Source organism: Marinobacter sp. AC-23 (assembly GCF_001858325.1).
Classification (GTDB): domain Bacteria; phylum Pseudomonadota; class Gammaproteobacteria; order Pseudomonadales; family Oleiphilaceae; genus Marinobacter.
In genome coordinates, this window is sequence record NZ_MBPP01000043.1 from 1 (window position 1) to 19,520 (window position 19,520).

The 19,520-nt window shown below is 54.1% G+C and carries 20 protein-coding genes and 3 pseudogenes; 14 read left to right on the forward strand and 9 right to left on the reverse strand.

What is annotated here, in order from left to right; genetic code table 11:
* Window positions 1-228 (reverse strand): annotated as a pseudogene (locus tag BCA33_RS13475) (phospholipid-binding protein); the annotation flags it as partial.
* A 175-nt stretch (window positions 229-403) separates the two neighbouring features.
* On the opposite strand from BCA33_RS13475, the gene BCA33_RS13480 reads away from it, so the two are divergent.
* The 8 genes from BCA33_RS13480 (at window position 404) to BCA33_RS13515 (ending at window position 6,947) form a co-directional block, all read left to right on the forward strand.
* A complete protein-coding gene (locus BCA33_RS13480) occupies window positions 404-835 on the forward strand; it encodes an ankyrin repeat domain-containing protein (protein ID WP_071266617.1) in 432 nt (143 codons plus the stop codon).
* Between the two features lie 24 nt (window positions 836-859).
* Complete coding sequence (locus BCA33_RS13485) at window positions 860-1,600, forward strand: spermidine synthase (protein WP_071266619.1); 741 nt, start codon at window positions 860-862, stop codon at window positions 1,598-1,600.
* A 148-nt stretch (window positions 1,601-1,748) separates the two neighbouring features.
* Window positions 1,749-3,611, forward strand: coding sequence for a DUF2235 domain-containing protein (locus tag BCA33_RS13490; protein WP_071266621.1), 1,863 nt, complete (start codon window positions 1,749-1,751; stop codon window positions 3,609-3,611).
* Window positions 3,608-4,219, forward strand: coding sequence for a DUF2931 family protein (locus tag BCA33_RS13495; RefSeq protein ID WP_071266623.1), 612 nt, complete (start codon window positions 3,608-3,610; stop codon window positions 4,217-4,219). Before BCA33_RS13490 ends, BCA33_RS13495 begins: the two co-directional genes overlap by 4 nt.
* 18 nt (window positions 4,220-4,237) lie before the next feature.
* Window positions 4,238-4,978, forward strand: coding sequence for a DUF2235 domain-containing protein (locus BCA33_RS13500; RefSeq protein ID WP_071266625.1), 741 nt, complete (start codon window positions 4,238-4,240; stop codon window positions 4,976-4,978).
* Complete coding sequence (locus tag BCA33_RS13505) at window positions 4,975-5,583, forward strand: DUF2931 family protein (RefSeq protein ID WP_071266627.1); 609 nt, start codon at window positions 4,975-4,977, stop codon at window positions 5,581-5,583. The genes BCA33_RS13500 and BCA33_RS13505 overlap by 4 nt, the downstream gene beginning before the upstream one ends.
* A 33-nt stretch (window positions 5,584-5,616) precedes the next feature.
* Window positions 5,617-6,342, forward strand: a complete 726-nt coding sequence (locus BCA33_RS13510) for a DUF2235 domain-containing protein (RefSeq protein ID WP_254774400.1) — start codon at window positions 5,617-5,619, stop codon at window positions 6,340-6,342.
* Entirely contained in the window at window positions 6,339-6,947 is a 609-nt protein-coding gene (locus BCA33_RS13515; protein WP_071266631.1) for a DUF2931 family protein, read from the forward strand. Before BCA33_RS13510 ends, BCA33_RS13515 begins: the two co-directional genes overlap by 4 nt.
* A gap of 105 nt (window positions 6,948-7,052) precedes the next feature.
* On the opposite strand, the gene BCA33_RS13520 is transcribed toward BCA33_RS13515, so the two are convergent.
* Entirely contained in the window at window positions 7,053-7,613 is a 561-nt protein-coding gene (locus BCA33_RS13520; protein WP_071266633.1) for a TIGR00730 family Rossman fold protein, read from the reverse strand.
* A gap of 189 nt (window positions 7,614-7,802) precedes the next feature.
* Between BCA33_RS13520 and BCA33_RS13525 the strand changes: the two genes are divergently transcribed.
* Together BCA33_RS13525 and BCA33_RS22830 are read left to right on the forward strand one after the other, a co-directional pair.
* A complete protein-coding gene (locus BCA33_RS13525; protein WP_071266635.1) occupies window positions 7,803-9,113 on the forward strand; it encodes an NAD(P)/FAD-dependent oxidoreductase in 1,311 nt (436 codons plus the stop codon).
* Window positions 9,114-9,131: 18 nt separating this feature from the next.
* Window positions 9,132-9,275: pseudogene (locus BCA33_RS22830) on the forward strand (hypothetical protein); the annotation flags it as partial.
* A gap of 244 nt (window positions 9,276-9,519) precedes the next feature.
* On the opposite strand, the gene BCA33_RS13530 reads toward BCA33_RS22830, so the two are convergent.
* The 3 genes from BCA33_RS13530 to BCA33_RS13540 all read right to left on the reverse strand — a co-directional run bounded on the left by BCA33_RS13530 (window position 9,520) and on the right by BCA33_RS13540 (window position 11,748).
* A complete protein-coding gene (locus BCA33_RS13530) occupies window positions 9,520-10,851 on the reverse strand; it encodes an HD-GYP domain-containing protein (RefSeq protein WP_071266637.1) in 1,332 nt (443 codons plus the stop codon).
* 106 nt (window positions 10,852-10,957) lie between these two features.
* Complete coding sequence (locus BCA33_RS13535) at window positions 10,958-11,188, reverse strand: formate dehydrogenase subunit delta (protein WP_071266639.1); 231 nt, start codon at window positions 11,186-11,188, stop codon at window positions 10,958-10,960.
* A complete protein-coding gene (locus BCA33_RS13540; RefSeq protein WP_083394754.1) occupies window positions 11,185-11,748 on the reverse strand; it encodes a formate dehydrogenase accessory sulfurtransferase FdhD in 564 nt (187 codons plus the stop codon). Before BCA33_RS13540 ends, BCA33_RS13535 begins: the two co-directional genes overlap by 4 nt.
* On the opposite strand from BCA33_RS13540, the gene BCA33_RS13545 reads away from it, so the two are divergent.
* The 4 genes from BCA33_RS13545 (at window position 11,696) to BCA33_RS13560 (ending at window position 15,315) form a co-directional block, all read left to right on the forward strand.
* The gene (locus BCA33_RS13545) at window positions 11,696-12,325 is read left to right on the forward strand and encodes a substrate-binding domain-containing protein (RefSeq protein ID WP_071266641.1); all 630 of its coding nucleotides are present in this window, start codon (window positions 11,696-11,698) and stop codon (window positions 12,323-12,325) included. The two genes, BCA33_RS13540 and BCA33_RS13545, sit on opposite strands and share 53 nt — an antisense overlap.
* A gap of 112 nt (window positions 12,326-12,437) precedes the next feature.
* On the forward strand, window positions 12,438-14,162 hold the full coding sequence (locus BCA33_RS13550) for a potassium/proton antiporter (RefSeq protein WP_071266643.1): 1,725 nt from the start codon (window positions 12,438-12,440) through the stop codon (window positions 14,160-14,162).
* A 114-nt stretch (window positions 14,163-14,276) separates the two neighbouring features.
* The gene (locus BCA33_RS13555; protein ID WP_083394756.1) at window positions 14,277-14,831 is read left to right on the forward strand and encodes a murein L,D-transpeptidase family protein; all 555 of its coding nucleotides are present in this window, start codon (window positions 14,277-14,279) and stop codon (window positions 14,829-14,831) included.
* Between the two features lie 202 nt (window positions 14,832-15,033).
* Window positions 15,034-15,315: an Lpp/OprI family alanine-zipper lipoprotein gene (locus BCA33_RS13560; RefSeq protein WP_071266645.1), complete on the forward strand. Its 282-nt coding sequence runs from the start codon at window positions 15,034-15,036 to the stop codon at window positions 15,313-15,315.
* 62 nt (window positions 15,316-15,377) lie between these two features.
* Here the strand turns inward: BCA33_RS13560 and BCA33_RS13565 are convergent, their stop codons facing one another.
* From BCA33_RS13565 to BCA33_RS13580, 4 genes and pseudogenes are all read right to left on the reverse strand, one after another.
* Window positions 15,378-16,163 (reverse strand): slipin family protein, encoded by a 786-nt coding sequence (locus BCA33_RS13565; RefSeq protein WP_071266647.1) that lies wholly within the window; start codon window positions 16,161-16,163, stop codon window positions 15,378-15,380.
* Window positions 16,160-17,618, reverse strand: a pseudogene (locus BCA33_RS13570) (nodulation protein NfeD). Before BCA33_RS13570 ends, BCA33_RS13565 begins: the two are co-directional and overlap by 4 nt.
* 27 nt (window positions 17,619-17,645) lie before the next feature.
* A complete protein-coding gene (locus tag BCA33_RS13575; protein WP_071266649.1) occupies window positions 17,646-18,398 on the reverse strand; it encodes an SDR family oxidoreductase in 753 nt (250 codons plus the stop codon).
* Between the two features lie 47 nt (window positions 18,399-18,445).
* Window positions 18,446-19,495, reverse strand: coding sequence for a L,D-transpeptidase family protein (locus BCA33_RS13580; protein ID WP_071266651.1), 1,050 nt, complete (start codon window positions 19,493-19,495; stop codon window positions 18,446-18,448).
* Between the last annotated feature and the right edge of the window lie 25 nt (window positions 19,496-19,520).

The window sequence follows — 19,520 nt, forward strand, 5'->3', positions numbered from 1 at the left end:
CTTTGAAATTGTTTTGCCTTCCTGGTTTGCATCATCCGCAATGCTGGGCACATCTGGATCAAACATCATCACCACAAAGCTTTTCGTGCCTTCGGGTGCATCATTCCAGGATATTTCCGGGTTTCGGTTGGGGCCAAAACTCATGTGATCTTCCGGGTGGAACACGCCGAACGCGAATATCTCCGGGACCGGCTTGCCCTGTTCAATACCCTCAACGTTCAGTTTCATGGCGCTTTCTCCTATTGGTTGTTGCGGTTAATAGCTCGTCTCTATCTTAGTGATTGTGCCAGAGACGAACACATTCTGTGTTAAAAGGTTGTATCAAAGGTATCGTACCCCTATCTACAACAACAGCCATACCAACGGCTATACCAACTTTTCAGAATTTTTTAACGGAGCCCAGATGAGCGAGCACAAACCCGGCCAGCCGCAGCAACCAGAGAACCAACTGGATGAAGATGCCATCGCCTTTGCCCAAGGGATATTTGAGCTGGCACGCAACGGCGGCACAAAGATGCTCAGTCCCCTACTGGAAGCCGGAGTGCCAGTAGACATCCGCACCAGCAACGGCGACAGCCTACTTATGCTTGCCACCTACAACGGCCATGTAGATGCCGCCAGATTGCTGCTGGATAAAGGTGCCGATCCAGATCTTGCCAACGATCGACTGCAAACACCGCTTATGTGCGCCGCCATGTTCAACCGCACGAATATGATTGAGCGCCTGCTTGAAGCCGGGGCAGATCCGCAATTGCAGGATGCCGAGGGCAATACGGCGCTGAGCCTTGCCCGTGCGATGGATGCGAAGGACGCTATTAAACACCTGGATCGCTAGCCCAGCTTCCGCAAAGAGCACCATATGTTCAACAAAGGCGAGATTATCCACCACTGTCGGGACAAACTCGGCAGTATTCTGGTGATCGACTACCGCAAACACCGGGTACTGACTTTTAACTCGATGTTTGAGCAGAGCAAAATCGACCGACAACACCCACACGTTCCCGTGCACGAGTATAGCCGGGCGATGCTGCTGCCCGCTGCCTTTAGCGAGCCCAAAAACGTCACCATCTTGGGGCTTGGTGGTGGCGTGATGGCCAGTGCGTTTCACCATCTATACCCAGAATGCCGGGTACATGCGGTAGAGCTGAGACAAGCTGTGCTGGACGTGGCTCGGGAATACTTCGGACTACCCGACAGCGAGCGCCTAAAGGTCACCATTGCCGATGCCCGCAACGCCCTGATCGATCTTCCCGGTGCCAGTACCGATATGATCCTGGCCGACCTATACAGCGCAGATCGCATGAGCCCCGCACAGGCACAGCGCCAATTTGTAGAAAACTGCAGCCGGGCGCTCAGCCCCGGTGGCTGGCTGATTCTGAACTACCACCGCACACCCGACCCCGAAGGGCCGTATTTCCGCCAACTGCGAAAGCATTTTGCCGTGTTGCTGGCATTCAAGAGCAAAACCAACAACACCGTTGTGTACGCCAGCAAACAGCCGTTCGAGGCCATACACCCGAAAGACCCCGCATTGGCCAACCTCGAAAAGCGGCTACCCATCGACTGGAGCCGGTTAATGAGCAGAGTTAGCCGGCTTTAAATCCACCTAGCGATCGACACGCCCAGTGCTAGAAATTGTATTCAGGCTGACAATGGTATCTTGACAAAAAATTGGCTACGCTTCTTTTGTCGTAAGACAAGCCGGTTTTCGGACTAAAACCGGTTATTACCCAAGGAAGGAATGCCCCATGAGCAACCTCAAGGTCGCCTGCGTTGGCGACACCCATATTTGCCCCATACCCGGCCACGGCAGCAGCCCCATTATTGCGAACGGTGCGACCGCCAATGTGGATGGCATGCCCATTGCCCGGGTGGGCGATGCCTGCGGTTGCGGTGCCATGATCGCTCAGGGCTATCCACTGGCTCTGCTGGACGGTAGGCCCTTGGCCCATATGGGCAGCCCAACCTCTCACGGCGGCCAGATCATCACCGGCAAACCCCGTATCATTTTAGGCGTAGCCACCTCCACAGCACCGGTGGTGGATTTCGCCAAGGCGGGTGCCCTGAACAGCCAAGGCCAACTGACCCCTGAGGCCACGCAAGCGTTGGACAAAGACCCTTTCGGCTTTGTTGAGTGGGCCAAAGCCAAAGGCGCCCTGGTAGACGCAGGACTGGAAGGAGCGACCCCCGAAGAAATTGAAGCCTCGAAACGCCATGCAGCAGGTCAGCCTGACCTCCGCCCCAAAGTGACCGTTGAGGCCGGAATTTTCTTCGACGGCACCGGTAACAGCCGCGATAACACCGGTGCCTTTGAGCGAAAGGTGGATGAATGCCTGACCGCTCAGGCGGCGGGGGCCATCAGTGAGGAAGCCTGCAGTGCTGAAATCTCGCAACTGATGGAGGGCAGTTACCTTAATGCTGAGACTAATGTGTCGAAGATCCACACGTTATATCAGCTCTTTTCTACGAACACATTGACCGTAGAGAATCATCGAATTCGTACCTACGTCTCAGGCGTTGGCACCAAATCCGGTAAAGAGGACGATGCCTGGGCTATGGGAACGGGTACCGGGGAACGCGGTGTTCTCGCTAAAATGGAATCAGCTTGTGAGAATTTAGCTGAACAAATCTATCAGGGTGCAGGCCCTCGGATTGACAATTTTGTTTTGGATGTTTTCGGCTTCAGCCGAGGTGCTGCCACTGCCCGACATTTCGTGAATGAGGTGAAGGATGGTGCCCGTGGTGCTTTGGGGCAGGCGTTTCAAAAGCAGAGCATTGCCTGGCCGAAAACCGTCACCATTCGTTTTCTGGGTCTGTTTGATACCGTAGCGGCTGTAGTAGACATACTGGGTGCCGACTTTTCAGCTCACAATAACAACAACGGTGAGGTGCGCGTGGACATTGCCGCCGATACCGCTCAAAGAGCCGTGCACCTGACCGCTCGGGACGAATGGCGTTATAACTTCTCCCTCAACAGCCTGCGAGGGCCAGATGGCAGCCTGCCTGGCCATTTTGACGAGTGGGTATTGCCCGGTGCTCATTCCGATATTGGTGGTGGCTACCCTGATAATTTCCAAGAGCGCATTCAGGTAGCCTTGCCCCGTAGATTTAGCGGCCGCCGCCCCAGAGACAGTTATGAATACACAAGAATTCTGATGGAGCGTAAACGGATAGCCAGCGAAGGTTGGTTGGGGCTGCACAACCCGGATGGCACGCTATCCATTGAAGAAGCCTATCGGCGGCAATTAAAAGAAGGGGTAGTTGAACTGCAATTCCGGCTTTGGCTGGATCGGCGTGTACAGGCCGAATATTCTCGAATAGCCTTGCGGCAGATGTACCGGCTGGCAAAAGATGCGGGTGTGCCACTTGACCCGATAGACCCTGCCGACCCGGAGATAATCTTACCGGATGAACTTCAATCTATAGCTGCCAAGATCACCCGTCACATCAACGAAGGTCAGCCACTGCAACTGTCTGCTGCAGAGGAAGCTCTGCTTCGTCAACGCTACATTCACCACTCAGCCCATTACCAGATTGCCGGGTCACTTTTTCCATTCAAGCCTGCACCCGGCAACGTGCGGGGTGTGCATCCGAACAGGGGTCTCAAATGATCAAGAAGCTCGTAATACTCTCTATCGTGTTCTGCTCAAGTGTTCTATCGGGCGGTTGCTCCCTCGCGGGCACTCCCAAATGGGATCGGCCTGTAACGTACAATGCTCGAGTGGCTGTTCCACGTCATTACGACGCGTGGGTCAAGCCACTACAGTTTGAAGCGACCGGTGAGCGAGCCTGGTGGTGGCCGGTTGGAATCACTGGTTGTTGCTGGAAAAGTCCGGGAACGGGGGGCGGCGAACTGGCTCCCATGCCAGACTACGTTCACATAACCTGGTTTTCCTTTGCCGAGCAGCAATCCTACACCCGGCTGGTCCATATCCCAGACCCTGAAGCCCTGCGTGAGCGTATGGAGCAACCCGCACCTGTACACAAATGGGGGAAACTCCATAACTTACCCCGATATAACTTGGTTTTTGGACTCGCGCCCGGTGGCACGGTCGTCCTGTGGATCATGAATTGGGGTGAGACGGCTATCGAAGTCGGACGCTATAAAGCCGTCAAAATAGACACTCACCCTGAGTACTATGAGAAGAGAACCGAACGCTATTTATCGGATAATGGTGCCTATCTTAAGGAGCATGGCCTTCAGCTTGACCGCTGGTGAAAGTCATTTGCCAAGTATATGCAGAAGGCCCTGGTGCAGCGCGTGGATATCGCCGCCGACGCTGTTCAGAGAGCCGTACACCTGACGGCCCGGGACGAGTGGCGTTACAACTTTTCCCTCAACAGTCTGCGGGGGCCGGATGGCCGCCTGCCAGATCATTTTGACGAGTGGGTGCTGCCCGGTGCCCATTCCGACATAGGTGGCGGATACCCCGATAATTTCCACGAACGCATCCAGGTAGCCCTACCTCGCAGATTTACCGGCCGCCATCCCAGAGACAGTTATGAATACACAAGAATCCTGATGGACCGTAAGCGGATAGCCGGTGAAGGTTGGCTGGGGTCGTACAATTCGGATGGCACCCTAACGGTTGAAGAAGCCTATCGGCGGCAATTAAAAGAAGGGGTAGTTGAACTGCAATTCCGGCTTTGGCTGGATCGGCGTGTACAGGCCGAATATTCTCGAATAGCCTTGCGGCAGATGTACCGGCTGGCAAAAGATGCGGGTGTGCCACTGAATGCCGTTAAACCAACAGATACCGGGTTTTCATTACCTGATGAACTCCAGCCCATCGCCACAGGGATCACCCATCACATCAACGAAGGACAGCCATTACAATTGTCTATCCAAGAAGAAGCCCTGCTTCGCCAACGCTATATTCACCATTCAGCCCATTACCAGATTGCCGGGCCACTTTTCCCATTCAGACCTGCGCCCGGTGGTGTGCGGGGCGTGCATCCAAACAGGGGTCTCAAATGATCAGAAGACTTGTAATACTTGTGACGGTGCTCTGCACGAGCTTCATATTAAGTGGTTGCTCCATAGCCGGTACACCCGAATGGGATCACCCCGTAACGTACAACATGCAAGTGGCTGTTCCACGTCATTATGATGCCTGGGTCAAGCAGTTACAGTTTGAGGCAACGGGAGAGCGAGCGTGGTGGTGGCCAGTTGGAATCACCAGTTGTTGCTGGAAAAGTACGGGGAGGGGTGGAGGGGACCTGAACCCCATGCCTGATTACATCCACGTGACATGGTTTTCCTTTGCCGAACAGCAGTCCTATACCCGGCTTATCCACATCCCCGACCCGGAAGCCTTGCGTGAACGTATGGAGCAACCCGCACCGGTTCAAAGAAATGGAAAAATCATCAACATGCCACGCGATACGTTGGTTTTGGGGCTCGCCCCCGGTGGTACGGTTGTCATGTGGATTATGAACTGGGCCGAGACCGCAATCGAAGTGGGGCGCTATAAAGCAGTACCTTTTGACGATGATGTCAGGTACGAGGGTGCCCTGGAGTCTTATATGGAACGTGAGGGTGATTACCTTAAACAACACGGCCTTCAGCTTGATCGCTGGTAAAAATATTTGCCAGGGATATGCAGAAGGGCCCTGGTGCAGCGCGTGGATATCGCCGCCGACGCTGTTCAGAGAGCCGTACACCTGACGGCCCGGGACGAGTGGCGTTACAACTTTTCCCTCAACAGTCTGCGGGGGCCGGATGGCCGCCTGCCTGAACACTTTGACGAGTGGATACTGCCCGGTGCCCACTCCGACATTGGCGGAGGCTTCCCCGAAAACTTCCATGAACGCATTCAGGTAGGCCAGCCCCGCAAGTTCCGCGGCTATCACCCCAGAGACAGTTATGAATATACAGGAATCCTGATGGAGCGTAAGCGGATAGCCAGCGAAGGTTGGTTGGGGCCGCACAACCTAGATGGCACGCTTAACATTGAAGAAGCCTACCGGCGACAGTTGAAAGAGGGGGAAGTTGAACTTCAATTCCGTCTCTGGCTGGATCGACGGGTAAAGTCCGAATACTCACGAATAGCCTTGCGGCAGATGTACCGACTGGCCGCAGATGTGGGAGTACCGTTTAAAAAATTGAACCCCACCTTGGAAAAGTATGCCCTGCCTGACGAACTCCAATCCATCGCCACCCGCATCACCCTTCACATCAACGAAGGTCGGCCACTGCAACTGACTGCTGCAGAGGAAGCCCTGCTTCGCCAACGCTACATTCACCACTCAGCCCATTACCAGATTGCCGGGCCACTTTTTCCATTCAAGCCTGCACCCGGCAACGTGCGGAGCGTGCATCCAAACAGGGGTCTAAAATGATCAGAAAGCTCGTAATACTCTCCATCGTGTTCTGCACGAGTGTTCTATCGGGTGGTTGCTCCTTGGCGGGTACGCCTGAATGGGATCGACCTGTAACATACAGTGCTCGAGTGGCTGTTCCACGTCATTATGATGCCTGGGTTAAGCGGTTGCAGTTTGAAGCGACAGGTGAGCGGGCTTGGTGGTGGCCGATTGGCATTACCGGCTGTTGCTGGAAAAATCCGGGAACCGGGGGAGGAGAGCTGGCCCCCATGCCCGACTACATTCATGTAACGTGGTTTTCCTTCGCCGAACAGCAGTCCTATACCCGGCTTATCCACATCCCCGACCCGGAAGCCTTGCGTGAACGTATGAAACAGCCCGCGCCTGTACATAAGTGGGGGAAGCTACATAACGTACCCCGATATAACTTGGTTCTAGGACTTGCCCCCGGTGGTACCGTTGTAATGTGGATTATGAATTGGGGTGAGACCGCTGTCGAAGTGGGGCGCTATAAAGCGGTTCCTTTCGACGATGATGTCAGGTACGAGGGTGCCCTGGAGTCTTATATGGAGCGTGAGGGCGAATACCTTAAACAGCATGGTCTACAGCTCGACCGCTGGTGAAGATCGCTTGTGCAGGCTATGCAGAACGGCTCTGGTTTCGGGCGTGGATATCACCGTCGACACGGTTCACAGAGCAGTGCACCTGGGGCCGACTGATGAGCAAGGTCAGGCCCACTTTTCCTGAGGCGGCGCATAGGCACGAAAGCCGTCCACCAGATCTGTAGGAGTTTGTGCCAGCACAATCATGTCTAGGTATTGCTGACTAACAAACCCGGTAGCCACCATGGTTTTCACCATTTCTAGCAGCGGGTTGTAAAAGCCATTCACGTTATAAAACGCACAAGGCTTTTGGTGAACACCTAGCTGCGCCCAAGTCCAGACTTCAAAAATCTCTTCCAGCGTGCCGATACCGCCGGGCAAAGCAACAAAGCCATCGGCCAGCTCAGCCATCTTCGCTTTGCGTTCATGCATATCTTTCACAACGAACAGCTCCGTAAGGCCTGTGTGCGCCAATTCCCTGTCACGCAAATGCTCAGGAATAACACCGTAAACCTTACCGCCACTGGCCAGCACCGCATCGGCAATAATGCCCATAAGGCCAACATGCCCACCACCAAATACTAAATCTATACCGTTATTACCAAAAAACTCACCCAGCTCTTTGGCCTTTTCAGCGTATAGCGGTTCATTGCCAGAACGGGAACCACAGTAAACTGCTACTTTCATATTTGGCTGTCTCTTGCTGTGTGTCGAGTGATTGATACGTGTTCCGACCAATTGTGCGGGCGGCCCGGAGCGCGTTAGTATTATTCCTTCAGCATCAGTATCCTACCTTGCAAGCTGGCTCTAGTGACGACAGCCAAGCGTTTTTTCTAAAAGAGCACTTGGCTTTCTTTACTTAAAGGTCTGATTGCTATGGATAACCTTCATCACATTGTGGTCGTCGGCGGCGGTGCCGGCGGCCTCGAACTTGTTACCCGCTTGGGCAAAAAACTCGGTAAAAAGGCCAAGGCGCGCATCACCCTGGTGGATGCTGGGTTAACCCACGTGTGGAAGCCCCTCCTGCACGAGGTTGCATCCGGATCTTTGGACGCAAATTCCAACGAAGTGAACTATCGCGCCCACGCTCGCCAGCACCACTACGAATTTCAACTTGGCCGCATGAGCGACGTTAACCGCGAAACCAAAACCCTGGTGATCTCGCCCTTCCTCGATGAGGATGGCCACGAAGTGGTGCCCGAGCGGAATCTTCACTACGACACACTGGTTATCGCCGTAGGCAGCACCGCCAACGATTTCGGCACCCCCGGCGCGCAAGAAAACTGCCTATTTCTAGACAGCCTGAAACAAGCCCGTCGCTTCCATAACCTGATGCTCAACGCCTTTTTACGCAAAAACCACGAAGCCCGACAAGGCCGAGAGCATGTCCTGAACATCAGCATTATAGGGGCCGGCGCCACGGGCGTTGAACTGGCTGCCGAGCTGCGGCTGGCTTCGAGGGAATTGCCGGTGTACGGCATGAACCACCTGAAAGACTCAGATGTTTCGATTACCGTAATAGAAGCCGCCGACCGGATTCTACCGGCGCTTCCCGGCCGGCTCTCAGCAGCGGCGACCAAAGAACTCGGAAAACAGAATGTAACCGTCCTCAACGGCCAGCCCGTGAGCGAAATTCGCCCCGGCATTGTGGTACTGAAGGACGGCACAGAGCTGTCCTCAGAAATGACCATTTGGGCCGCAGGCATTAAAGCACCGGCGTTTCTTGCCGATCTGGATGGCCTTGAATCCAACCGTGGCAACCAACTGATTGTGCATCAAACCCTGGAAACCACCCGGGATGCCAACGTCTTTGCCTTCGGCGACTGCGCCGCCTGCCCACAACCCAATACCGACCGACCCGTAGCCCCCCGTGCCCAAGCCGCACACCAGCAGGCAGATACCCTGTTTAAAACCCTGTGCAACCGGCTAGAAGGCAAAGACGCCGTGCCCTTCGTGTATAACGACTACGGCTCGCTGATTAACTTTAGCCACTACACCACCGTAGGCAATCTGATGGGTAACCTATCCGGCCGCAGCATGTACATTGAAGGCAAGGTAGCCAGGCTGTTTTACGTGTCGCTATACCGCATGCACCAGGTGGCATTACACGGTTTTCTGCGCACTGGCGTAATTTGGTTTATGGATAAGATAAGCCGGGCGATGCAGCCGCGAATGAAATTGCATTGATGGGCTGAAGACGAGCAGAATCGCGTAAACCCTAGCAACGGCCTATGTCTAAGTACCTTTTTTGATCGAGCTTTTGATACCGGCTTAATCACATACGCGAGACGTTTCTTGAGCGAAGCGGAACCACAATTGAATTGCCGGATAAGTTCTCACCCTCGCTAGAATTTATGCGCTGGCATCGTAAACGTCTTTTCGTAAAATAAGGGGCTTGGGAAAGTGTGAGATTAGGTGGAGCAAGCTTGCACAGGCCCAGATGCCTTCGTAGGCTTGGTATTCGCTAACCTGATTAAACGTGCGAACGGCAACGGGGTGTCTTATGGCCCTGGATGCAAGGCCGGCCAGAACCAAAGCCAGCGTCTACCTTCGGGCAACTTATCGCCTACCAGCGGCTACTCCCACTTTTGCTTTATTCTGTATCAAACGAAGACAAAGGCGCTGTTACGATCAAACCTTCTTTCACGAAGTCCTGCAGTACAATATCGTAAGTCCCGTCTGGCACCTCTTTGGCGATTTGGTAGACCACTCCGTTATTGTCTTTTGGAGCCGCCTGTAAATCCAATATCTTGAAAGAGACTACCGGTGTTTTGTCCGCACTCCGAACCATTAACACCTTCGGCTTGAGTTTGTGCAGCGCATGGCTTTCGACCACGATCCCCACTTCGCCGTTCATCATTTCGGCGATGGATCCGGGTGGATAAACGCCCACCATCTGAATAAAAGCGTCGGCCAGCTCAGTATCAAACTGGGTTCCGCGATTATTGTGGATGATCTCCAGAGCGTGCATTGACGCGAGGGCTTTTTGATAAACACGCGTGCTGGTAATTGCATCGTAGGTGTCCACCAGCGCGATGATCTTCGCAAAGTAGGGTATGTTTTCAGCCGGCAGTCCTCTGGGATAGCCTTTGCCGTCTATTCGCTCGTGATGCGAGAAAGCCACGTCCACAGCGCTTTGCAGTGAGGCACCAGTGCTCATAAGAATGGTGCGACCATGAACTGTATGGTTTCGCATTAATGCAAACTCGTCGCTGGTCAGGCTGGTTGGCTTATTCAGAACCTCGTTCGGAATTCTGGTTTTACCGACATCGTGCAGCAGGCCGCATAGTGCCAAATTCTGAATTTCGCCCTTTATCATACCCAGAGATTTTCCAAACGCGGCAGACAGTATGGAAACGTTGATGCAATGCTCGGCGGTATACTCATCCTGATTCTTGATCTTGGTGAGCAGCATCAAGGCATTCTCGTTACGCAGCACACTCTCTACGCAACTATTCACAACGGTTCGGGCTCTGTTTATATCCAGCGTGCGGCTGATGCGCAAACCGGACATGATGGATTTGGCCGTGCTCTGAGCATCCTCAAACCGCATGGTGGCCGTTTGCAATTCCCGACTCATGCTCACCTGGTTTATATAGGAAACACGCTTGCGGGGGATTGTCCGGGCGGGGCCAGGTTTCGGCGGCTGCGTAGGTTTCTGTTTGCGATTGAACAAACCTACCAGACGACCCGGGCTGGAAACCTTCACTCTGGGTTCCCGCTTTTTCTCGGCTACGCCTTGTATAACCACAAACTCACACTGAAGGCGCAACGCGTGGACTTCGTTCATGTCTCTGATAATAAAGCCCTGCATGAGAAAGTCTGTTTCTTCCCAGGGTCTATCCAACCGGATGACATGCATGCCGATTTCCAGATCAGCAGTATCTATCCGGGTTTCAACAAGCTCAACGTATGTACCTTGCATGACTTTGGCTCAGCATTGAAGGCTATCAATATAAATATCATGCAACTGTAGCGCAGTATGAAAACATGGATTGTAAAAAACGGTTAAACCTTATTTGGCGCGGCCCCTACTCCGGCACGGCCTTCAGCTTGGCAATAGTCGATCGAGCTAATGCAGACAACTCGGCCGGGCTTTCGTTGGCGTAGGTGATAATTTGCTGCTTCATGCTTCTGGCCCAGAATTTATGAAGATGGTCCGCCGCTACGTCGGCCACCTTGTCGTCGTCACCCTGGTGCAGATTGTTGGCGATGATCTGGTCGAGCATTTTGATCAGGTTGTTTAATTGCTGGTCACTCACAACGTACTCTCCTGAGATATGTCTTCACCACGGGCATAGATTACGTGGCGACCTACATCTTCCCGTGCCTGAATAATAAGGCCGTCGGCGGTACACCAGGCCGCACCGTGGGTGGCGCCTGTTTCAAGCTGCAGCGGCTGGTGTTTTTTCAGGTTTTGCAGCGCAGTCTGAACGGCTTCATCGCTGGGCATAGGCCGCAACGCCACCACGTCAAGCGTGCGGACTACATGGGCAAGAGATTCGGTGCCACATAACCCGCAGCCGGTTCGGCCGGTCATGTTGCGACGCTGTTCCCGCAAGCGAGCGTAGCAATCACCAGCAATATGCATATCCAACTCTATGCCATCTTCACCCGGCTTTATCTCGATGCTGAACAGCTGATCTGGCCGCTGCACTATACCTTCGCTCAGGCTGAAACCCAGGGCGAAATCCTCAAGATCACAGGGCGAGGCCATCATCACGGCATGGCCGCCGAGCTTAACGACCAGATCCAGCAACTGCTGGCCGGTGCGCAACCCCGAAGAAGCCCTCTCTGCGCTCAATCGCGGCGAATGCGACATCGCCAGTTTTCACCTACCAACTTGCCCGGCGCTCGCCCGGCAAATTCTCAGTCACTACCAAAGACACCTAAACAAAAACCATCGCCTGATCCGCTTTGTTACGCGGTGCGAAGGTCTAATGATGCGCAAAGGCGAACACGAAGAGGTTCGTACCTTGCAGGATTTGAGCACCTCAGGGCTCAGCTTTGTAAGCCGCGACCGTCATTCGGGCACCCGCATCCTTCTCAATCTTTTATTAAGGCAGCAAGGCCTCGCTGAAGACAGCATCAACCGCACCTCTCAGCCAGAGTTCACTCATACTGCCGTTGCCGCGTTTGTGGCCTCGGGCATGGCAGAAGTTGGTTTTGGCGTGCAAGCGGCAGCTGAGCAGTTCAATCTGAACTTCATTGAAATGGCCAGCGAGCACTACATGCTGATTTACCGCCAGGATCGCTTGCCTGCAGCAACACTCAGATACCTGACAACACTTCTACAATCCCGGGCACTCATTGATCGCATCAACACAGTGCCCGGCTACGCGACAGACAACCCCGGCGACATAAGCACTTTCGATCAGCTTATTGCCGGAGCAGCCTGAACACCCGAGCAGCTCAGGTACCCAATCGCTTGATACCTAAGAGGTCTGCAGAGATACTAATACGCGATGGCCTTATGTTGATTTCCGGCAAGCCTTTTTTGATGGAGTTCTGATGGATCCAATGCTCACCCTGGTCGGTGCCCTGATGCTTGTCATCAGCATCCTTCTGAGCCCACTTTCCAGCCGCGTCGGTATGCCGGTTCTGCTTATCTTCCTGGCCGTGGGCATGATGATGGGCAAAGACGGCCCAGGTGGCATTGAATTCGACGATTTTCAACTCTCTTTTCTGGTCGCCAATCTGGCCTTGGGCGTTATCCTTCTGGATGGCGGCATGCGCACACGTGCAGAAACCTTCCGTGTAGGCCTGAAGCCTGCTTTGGTACTGGCTACGGTTGGTGTTGCTATGACGGCCGTAGGGGCCGCATTTGTCGCCTGGCTGGTTTTCGACCTGCACTGGATGATGGCCCTGCTCATTGGCTCCATCATTTCGTCAACCGACGCGGCTGCTGTGTTTTCACTACTTCAGGGCCGTGGACTGCACTTAAATGAGCGGGTCAGCGCTACTCTGGAAATCGAATCCGGCAGTAACGACCCCATGGCGATCTTCCTGACGCTGATGATGGTCACGGTGATTGGCAGCAATGGAGACCACGCCATTCAGGAGTCGCTGATTCTACTGTTCAAGCAGTTCAGCATCGGCGGCGTTGGCGGTATCGTCGGCGGGTTTCTGATTGCTGAGCTAACCAACCGTATTCGCCTTACGCCATCTCTCTACCCGTTGCTGGTAGCTGCCGCTGGCATTTCGGTGTTTTCTGCCATCAATGCCATTGGCGGCAGCGGGTTTCTGGCCATATACCTTTGCGGTGTTGTGATCGGCAACCGTCAGGTACGGATGATGCCGATGATTCTACAGATGCACGATGGCTTGGCCTGGCTGGCTCAACTTTGCCTGTTCCTGATTCTCGGCCTGTTAGTTAATCCGTCTGACCTACTGCCTCTGGCGGGAAGCGGCCTGATACTGGCACTGGCACTGATTTTTGTGATCCGGCCATTAACCGTTATGGCTACCCTTTGGCCTTTTGGCTTTAACCGCCGGGAGTTGGGTTTTATTAGCTGGGTAGGTTTGCGGGGGGCTGTGCCTATCGTTCTGGCGCTGTTCCCGATCATAGCCAACCTGCCCGAAGCACAACTGGTTTTTCATGCGGCTTTTTTTATTGTGCTGGTTTCTTTGTTGGTTCAAGGCACCACTATTGCGCCGCTTGCGCGCAAACTGCGCCTCGAAATTCCTGCAAACGGCGAGCCCTACCGGCGCTTGCCATTGGACGCCCCAGCCGCGGGTGATCATGAGCTGATGCTGTTCCCTTTACGGGGGGAGAACTGGGAGAAACCCATTGTGTTGGGGCAATTGCGCTTTCCCGAGAACACGGCCGTTGCCGGCGTGTTTCGCAATCGCGTTTGCCTGCAGCCAAAGGCCGATTTGGAAGTATCCAATGGCGATGTCGTTGCCATGTTCGCCACACCCAGCGTTCTGAATGAGCTTGGCAAATCTCTAAGCGGCCGACAGACCCCAAAGCACTTGGCGGAACGCGCCTTCTTCGGGGACTTTGTGCTTAACGGAGACGCGCTGCTTGGCGATGTGGAGCAGGTTTATGGGATCGAATTTGATGAGTTGCCGCCAGAGCTGTCACTGGCCGAATGCTTTGCAAAACGCACCAAGGGCCACCCGGTTATTGGCGACACAGTTGTTCTTGGGCCGGTCACTCTGGTGGCCAGGGCTACAGAGGCCGACCAAGTCACTAAGGTGGGCTTGAAAATGGAGAAGTCACAAAATGCCTGACCTGTGCACTGGATAGCTATAAAAGTTAACAAAACCCCTTAACATCTAATCGAACGGTTGTGTTATAAACAGCCCTGCGCGAAGATTAATCATTGGTAAGTTAAGGTTATTGCTATGCCCCGTTTATTAACCCGGTGCCTTCTGGCTCTGTTTATTACAGCAAGCTTTCCAGCGTATAGCTCAGAGCTTCTAGCAACAGCAGATACCCGAATGCCAACCATAGACAACGCCCCCAGCGAATCGCTGGTGGTTAGTAAAGTGCTGGTAAGAAAAGAACAACGCAGGCTTTATCTGATGAACGGAGAGGAAGTGCTCCGGAGCTACCGCATATCGCTTGGGGATAATCCTGAGGGGCACAAACTCTATGAAGGCGACGAACGTACGCCAGAGGGCGAATACACGCTAGACTGGCGCAATTCTGGCAGTGATTTTTACAAATCTATTCACATCTCCTACCCAAGCGTAAAAGACCGCGAAATGGCAGAAAACTGGGGGTTGAGCCCAGGCGGTAGCATTATGATTCACGGTTTACCCAATGGCGCGGAAGACATGGCGTTTGCTTATACAGGTCTGGATTGGACGAACGGATGCATTGCCGTTAACAACCAGGAGATGGATGAAATCTGGCAGTTGGTCAACGACGGCACCCCGATCCGCATCATTCCCTGACCCCCACCCCATGACGCCAGCATTAAGTTGTCGTCATAACCTCAAAAAATTTACGTATACTTAGTTAACATTTCCTCTCAGAGTGTTTTACACTGTTTCACGACTCCGGTAGTCAACGCCTATCGGGCCGAAGCTGACAGGAAGTTGTCTGAACTGACTTTCGGATCAACAGGAAATAACTCGACCAATAAGGGGATTTACAATGCGTAAACTGACGATCGCCGGAATCGCACTAGCTACTGCTCTGACTGCAGGTTGTGCAACTTCCGACCAGGGCGCTCTTGACGAAGCCAATGCAACTGCCAGCTCTGCTGAGCAAAGTGCAGACAAGGCAATGAACACCGCTAACAGCGCTGCTAGCTCAGCACGTTCTGCACAACAAACTGCAGACCGGGCTCTGGCCGCTGCAAAAGCAGCTCAGAAAGCTGCTGACGAAGCAAACGAGCGCGCCAAGCGTATGCTCGATCGTGCAAGCATGAAGTAAGACTTTAGCTTAAGCACTACAAAAAAGGCCGGGACTCCCGGCCTTTTTTTATGGCTCCCGCTTTATGATTCCGGCGGCTTTGGTTGATTATTAACCGGCGTTTTCTCCATGAACATTTTGATCATATCCATCGGTAACGGGAATACGATGGTGGATGAATTGGTATTGCTCATGTCTGAGAGGGTTTGCATGTAGCGCAGTTGCATAGCGCCCGAATCGGCAGACATTACCTTTGCAGCCTCCACCAGTTTCTTGGACGCCTGCAATTCGCCTTCTGCATGAATCACTTTTGCCCGCCGCTCACGTTCGGCTTCAGCCTGGCGCGCAATGGCCCGAATCATGGATTCATCAAGGTCTACATGCTTGATTTCAACGTTAGCAACCTTGATTCCCCATTCTTCAGTTTGAGTATCAATGATCTCTTGAATATCCGCATTGAGCTTATCGCGCTCTGACAGCATTTCGTCCAGGTCGTGTTTGCCCAGCACCGATCGCAACGTGGTCTGGGATAGCTGGCTAGTCGCGGCACCGAAATCTTCAACACGGATAATGGCCCGCTCCGGGTCCACCACACGGAAATAAAGCACCGCATTCACCCGCACCGTTACGTTGTCACGGGAAATGACATCCTGGCTGGGCACATCCAGGGTGATTACTCGCAAATCCACCCGCACAATCTGTTGAATGCCGGGAAGCACAACAATCAACCCCGGACCTTTCACGCCTTGGAATCGGCCCAGGAAAAACACAACACCCCGCTGGTATTCCGGCAAAATCTTGATGGCAGAACCCAGTATCAGTAGTAGCACCACAGCGGGTGCCAGCCAGGGAATCAGATCACCAATCATACAGCCTCCTCGTTTCGCTGCTGGTCACTGTGTGTCCCGTCAGCTCGCGGTGCGTCTGCCGCCTCAACGCTGACAGTCAAGCCATCGATCCCGGTAACCATCACTGCATCACCCTGGCGCACAGGGTGATGGCTGACGGCCTTCCAGCGCTCTCCGCTGAGCCGCACATGCCCTCGATAACGCCCATGCTCCTCGCTAAAATCATTCAGTGCAACGACTGTTCTACGGATTACCTGCTCGGTACCGCTAACCGGAAGCTTTTTCCGCAGCCCGACAAATCGAGCGACCGTCCAAAAAATGAAACCGGCCGCAACTGCTGCTGTGCCCCCAATGGTCGGCAGAGAAATGGCACGGTGGCTGCCATCCATAAGAATGATCGAGCCGGCAACAAACGCAACTATGCCGCCTACACCAAGAATGCCAAAGCTGGGCACCAGGGACTCCCCGACAATAAATCCTAACCCGAGAAGAATCAGAGCCAACCCGGCGTAGTTTACCGACAGCACCTGAAACGCAAACATCGCCAGGATCAGACAGATGGCGCCTACAACACCTGGCACCACCGCGCCCGGGCTTGCCAGCTCAAAAATAATGCCGTAGAACCCGATAATCATCAGGAAATAAGCAACATTGGGGTTGGTAATGACTGAAAGTAGGCGTGTGCGCCAGTCCGGTTGCATACGAACAATCTTCAGCCCGGCAGTCTGAAGCGTTGCATCACCGGAGGTCAGGCGCACCGTGCGCCCGTCAATCTGGCGCAGTAGCCCGGCAGATCCACCGCAATAACATCTATGACATTTTGCTCCAGGGCCTCGCTGGCGCTCAGATTAACCGCCTCACGCACGGCTTCTTCGGCCCAGTCGGCATTCCGGTCGTGGCGCTCCGCCAGCCCTCTGATGTAGCTAACCGCATCTTCCAGAACCTTGCGCTCCATGGCTGTTTCGCCACGACGCTTGCCATCGGTGGGGGGATTTTCTTTTTTGGCGGGCTCCGAGCTGCCTGGCATCCCGCCCATCTGAACCGGCGTTGCAGAGCCAGGTTGGTCGCAGGGGCCATAGCGGCGATATGGCTTCCGTAGAGGATATAGGTACCGGCACTTGCAGCGCGGGCTCCCTGAGGGGAAACATAGGTTGCCACCGGCACATCAGAGCTCAGAATGGTTTTGATGATTCCCCGCATGGAGTCCATCAGGCCGCCAGGCGTGTCCATCTCGATAATCACCAGCCCTGCCGCTTCGGATTCTGCCCGGCGAATGCCGCGAACAAGATAATCCATGGTGGCAGGGCCAATAGCCCCGTCAACTGTCAAAACCAGCGCGGTGTCGGGGCTCTTTTGCTGGGCGAACACCAAGTGCGTCAGTGACGCCAGACCGAGCAGTATGCCAACCAGCATAACGACAACCCATGCTCTGAGCCATCTCTGACGGCCTGAGCTGATGGGGCGGTAGACCTGCATATCGCCTCCCCGGATGCGGAAGGTGGCTCAGAACAGCTTGGCGAGCACCGAAACCGGCAACCGTCGTAGCACGTAACCAATGGGTGTCCAGGGCCAGCTTGGCACAAAACACTCACTTTTCCCGGATTCAATGGCCTTTACCATAGCCTTGCAGCCGGTCTTCGCATCTACAATGAACGGCGTGCTTTTCACCTTTTCGTTGATTTCCGTTCTGATATAGCCCGGATAAAGCGTTGTCACCTTGATGGGTGAGTCCACCTTTTTCAGTTCGACACGCAAACCTTCTGAAAGTGCCGCAAGGCCAACCTTGGTTGCAGCGTAGGTGTTTACATTGCCCGGCATGCCACGAACAGCCGTTACAGAAGACACAGTAACCAGGTGTCCCCGGTTTTGTTCGCGGAATATTTCCATGGCCGCTTCCATCTGCGCCAGCGCAGCAACAAAGTTGGTTTCTGCCGTTTGGCGGTTAGCGTTGAACTTACCGGTACCAAGGGGCTGACCTTTGCCAATGCCAGCGTTAACAACAATACGGTCCAGGCTGCCAAACTCTTGCTGAAAGGCCCGGAAAACCTCAAAAACCTGATCGTGGTTGTTCACATCCAGGGCGCGAATGCTGATCGTCACCCGAGGATGCTTGTCTGCAAGCTCCTCGCGCAATGTTTCCAGCCGCTCGGTACGTCGGGCACACAGGGCCAGGTTATCGCCTCTGGCTGCGAACTCGCGGGCCATGCCCTCACCGAGTCCCGAACTGGCGCCGGTGATCAGTATGGTGCGATTCATGGGTTCTCCTGACTTATCATTGTTATAAACACCGGGTATCGGCCGAACTAGAAGTACAGCTTCTGTTCAGGTTCTTCTTGGGACGAGAGTTGTTTGTTTGTTGGCGACTTGTCGGATGCCACCCGTGAAATCTGTTCGCCAACCATGGCAGGAATACCATCGGCTTGGTCTACCGCAAGTTCTATCGCCTTACGCTGAACTTCAACCCCGGGATGCTTCAGGCGGAAGGCTTCAACTTCGCGCGTAGCCTCTTGCCACAGGCGATCCCGATCCTTCTGGTTATACTCTTCGTGGGGGCGATGAACTTCAAGCCAAACCTCGCCTCCGGACATTCCCATTTTCACGGGATCGTTAACGATTTGTACCGATGTGCCTTTGCCCGCCTGATAAACGAAACGGGATATATCTTCGTTATACATGCGAAAACAGCCGTGGCTAACAGGCATCCCCACACCAAATCGCTTGTTAGTGCCGTGAATCAGATAACCTTTTTCACTCAGCAAAAGAGCATGACTACCCAGAGGGTTGTCGGGGCCAGGCGGAATCATTCGGGGCAGGAAATCACCAGAGGCTTCATACTCTGCGCGAATGCTGTCAGGGGGATACCATGCGGGTGATTCCAAGGGCATGGTGACCTTGGCGTCAGCCAGCGGGGATGGGTTTTCAGACGTTCCAACACCGACTGGGTAAACCTGCACGCCATCCTCGGCAAAATAGTAAAGCCGATACTCCGCCAGGTTAATCACAATGCCTTCCCTGCGGGCCTCAGGCATAACATACTGGCGCGGCAGCGTGATGGTGGTGCCCTCGCCGGGCAGCCAGGGGTCAACACCCGGGTTTGCTTTCACAAGCTCAAGATAGCCCATCGCAAGTTGGCTACCCACTTCCGCAAAGGTGTCTTCATAGCGGGTGGTAAACACGTCGAGACGACCTGCCAAATCACCCTTGATCTCGAACGTTGGCACCCGTGGGCTACGATCAGTGGCCTGCCCGGAGGCGGGCTTTTCCGATGAGCTGTCCTGCTTTGCGGCCCACGCCGGTTGCAAAGCCAATGTACTAGCCAGCAACACCAGCGCTGAATACGTTTTGAATCCCATAAGTCTCATTCCAGAAAAACCTGCT